Raw genomic sequence first — 2856 nt, forward strand, 5'->3', positions numbered from 1 at the left:
CCCAGGGACCGAGGTTCCTGGCGCGAACAACTGGGACGGTTGGCGGCTGATCCAGAATATGCGGTTGAATGGCTACCGCATGAGCATCATCTGGGCGGATACCATCGCTGCCTGGAACGCCTTTCCGCTGGAGAAGGCAGTGCGTTTCCGGCCGCCGCGTCCTTTGCTGTTGGTCCACGGCGTGCTGGACCAGGCGGCGCCCTACCGCTATACCTGGCGGTTGGCGCGGGCGGCCTGCCCGCCGTGCAAGCTGTGGACCCTGCCCTTTGGGATCCACTCCACGCCCTACGGCCGGCAGGCCCGCCGGCGGTGGATCCGCTGGCTGGACAGGCATCTGCGCGGTGCGCAGGCAGTGATTGGGAGAGAGGAAGCGGCATGAGGGAAATTCAGGTCCCGACGGCACTGCGCCGCAACCCATTGTTCCTGCGGCTGTGGATCTCCCAGTTCCTGGCCGTGGCGGCGCTGTATGCCCTGAACTTCGCCGCGGTGGTGGCGGTGGCCCAGACTAGCCTGTCCACCACCCAGACCGGACTGGTCATCCTCTCCTCGATGCTGCCGGCGTTCATCGGCTCGTTGTTCGCCGGCGTGATCGTGGACCGCTTCGAACGCACGCGGGTGCTCCTGTTGAGCCACCTGGTGCGGGCATTGGCCGGCTTTTTCTTCTGGCTGTCCGTCAGCGTGCTGGCCAATGACCTGGGCTTCCTGCCGATTTACATCCTGCTGGTGCTGAGCGCCCTCTTCACCCAGGTGGCGATCTCGGCGGAGCTTGCCCTACTGCCGCATTATGTCGAACATCCACAGCTCTTGCGCGCGAATTCCCTGCTCCAGGTCAGCATGCTGGCGGCAGAAGGGCTGGGAGTGGTGGCGATCGGGCCGCTTCTGGCGCGGACCGCCGGCGTCGGCACCATCGGCCTGATCAGCGGCGGTCTGACACTGGGCGCGGCCCTGCTGGTCTGGCGCCTGCCGCGGGTGCGGATGCCGGCTCGCGAGAGGACAACCGCTCCTCTCGAGGTGGTGCGCTCCGTGGGGGAAGACTTCCAGGCCGGCTGGCAAGCGATCCTGCGCGATCGGGTGCTTCGCACAGTGGTGGCGCAGTTCGCCTTCACCAGCGCGCTACTGCTGATGCTGTTGTCCATGATGCCGGCGCTGGCGGCACTGTACCTGGGGCTGGCAGTGACGGATGTGTCGCTGCTGATGGTGCCCGGAGGGATTGGCTTCGGCCTGGGAGCCTATCTCATCGCCCGCATCGGGGACCGCTACAGCCGCCTGCGCTGGATCAGCGGGGGATTGATGACCCTGGGGGCCGCCATCGCCCTCATCGTAGCTCTGACCCAGACCCAAACGGGCGTGCGCTGGCCGCTGTTGATAGGAGCCATCTTCGCCATGGGGGTGGCGCTGGCAATGGCCATCATCTCTGCCCGCACGGTGGTGCAGGAGCGGCCGGCGCCGGCCCTGCGCGGCCGCGTCATCGCCGCTCAGTTGGCGCTGGCCAGCGCGCTCTCCATTTTCCCCATCGTCATCGGGGGCATGTTGGCCGACCGGGTGGGTGTGCCGCCGGTCATGCTCCTGCTGGCACTGCTGGCGCTTGGCTCGGGTGCCGCCGGCCTGCGGCTGAATCAAGGATAGCCCCCCAGGCGCGGAGCGAACACCTAATAGGACGGCAGGGTGACGCGCCGGCTCGTCAGCAGAGGCTGGGTGGAGAACGCGGCCGGCTGAAGGGGCGTGCCGGCCATTTGCCGGTCCGGACGATGCCGCAGAGCCTGGTTCAAGAAGGCGACAATGTCCGGCGCCAGCAGTACCAGCGCCTCGTCACCGATGGCACGATGTGTCGCTCCCCGCACCACCCAGAACTGCGCCGATGGTCCGGCGGCCTGCTGAAGCCGGCGGGCATGCGCCAGGGTCACCCGACGGTCTGCGTCGCCGTAAATGAGCAGAAGCGGCCGCGGCGCGATCTGACTGACCACCCGGATAGGTTCCACTGCCTCGCGTTGAAACCCCTTGCGCCATTCCGCCAGCATAATGAGCCATTCGCGGAAGAAGGACGGGATAAACGCCGGCATATTGCTATCCCACACCTCTGACACCGAGGTGAAGGATGCCGCCGCCACGACCGCACGGATGTCTGGGTTGCGCGATGCGCTGAGAATGGCACTGGCGGCGCCGGCGGAAAAGCCGATCACACCGATGACCTTGACGCCCTTCTGCTCCTTCAGGAAGCGCACCGCGGCATCAATATCCTCGCTCTCGCGCTGGCCGTAGGTGAAGCCGAATTCATCCCCATCGCTTTCCCCATAACCGCGGTAGCTGAAGAGCAGGACGTGATAGCCGGCCTGATGCAGGGGGCCGGCCAGCGCCAGGCCGGAGCGCTGGTCATGGCCGGTGCCGGGCGCGTAAATTACCGCCGGCGCGTTGGGAGAGCCGGCGGGAATCCACCAACCGCGCAGTGTCAGGCCGTCCGCGGTCGGGAAGGCCACATCTTCAAAAGAAAGACCCAGAACGGTGAGCGGATTGCGATCCCTGGGAGGAAACAACGGGGGAAGGGTTGCGATGATCTCCCCCACCATGGGGCCAAGGATGGTAAGGACAGTGCCGCCGAGCAAGATGCCGGCGAAAATCTTCCATAAGATGCTGAGTGTCACGAAACCCCCTGCAGTGATTCGACCAAGTTGGGCGGAAAATGCCGGCGGCCGGCTCATCCGCCGGCCGCCCGCTTACCAGCCCGGCTAACTATACCATGGATTGGGCGCTGTGTCAAAAGAAGATGGCCCTTGCGCCGGCGGGCCTCATAGGTTGCTAATGTAATTTTCCGCACATTGGCGTGCCGGCAGTGTATGGTATAATGAATCAGCATTTTGT

The 2856-nt window shown here is 65.5% G+C and carries 3 protein-coding genes; 2 read left to right on the forward strand and 1 reads right to left on the reverse strand.

Going from position 1 to position 2856, the window contains the following annotated elements:
* Nucleotides 1–79: 79 nt before the first annotated feature.
* Complete coding sequence (locus H5T60_13700) at nucleotides 80–379, forward strand: alpha/beta hydrolase (GenBank protein ID MBC7243486.1); 300 nt, start codon at nucleotides 80–82, stop codon at nucleotides 377–379.
* Nucleotides 376–1626 carry an MFS transporter gene (locus H5T60_13705; protein MBC7243487.1) on the forward strand — a complete coding sequence of 417 codons (1251 nt, stop codon included), beginning with the start codon at nucleotides 376–378 and terminating at the stop codon, nucleotides 1624–1626. The genes H5T60_13700 and H5T60_13705 overlap by 4 nt, the downstream gene beginning before the upstream one ends.
* A 23-nt stretch (nucleotides 1627–1649) precedes the next feature.
* Here the strand turns inward: H5T60_13705 and H5T60_13710 are convergent, their stop codons facing one another.
* Complete coding sequence (locus H5T60_13710; GenBank protein MBC7243488.1) at nucleotides 1650–2639, reverse strand: alpha/beta fold hydrolase; 990 nt, start codon at nucleotides 2637–2639, stop codon at nucleotides 1650–1652.
* Nucleotides 2640–2856: the final 217 nt, after the last annotated feature.

The sequence above is a fragment of the Anaerolineae bacterium genome, from assembly GCA_014360855.1.
Taxonomy (GTDB): domain Bacteria; phylum Chloroflexota; class Anaerolineae; order JACIWP01; family JACIWP01; genus JACIWP01.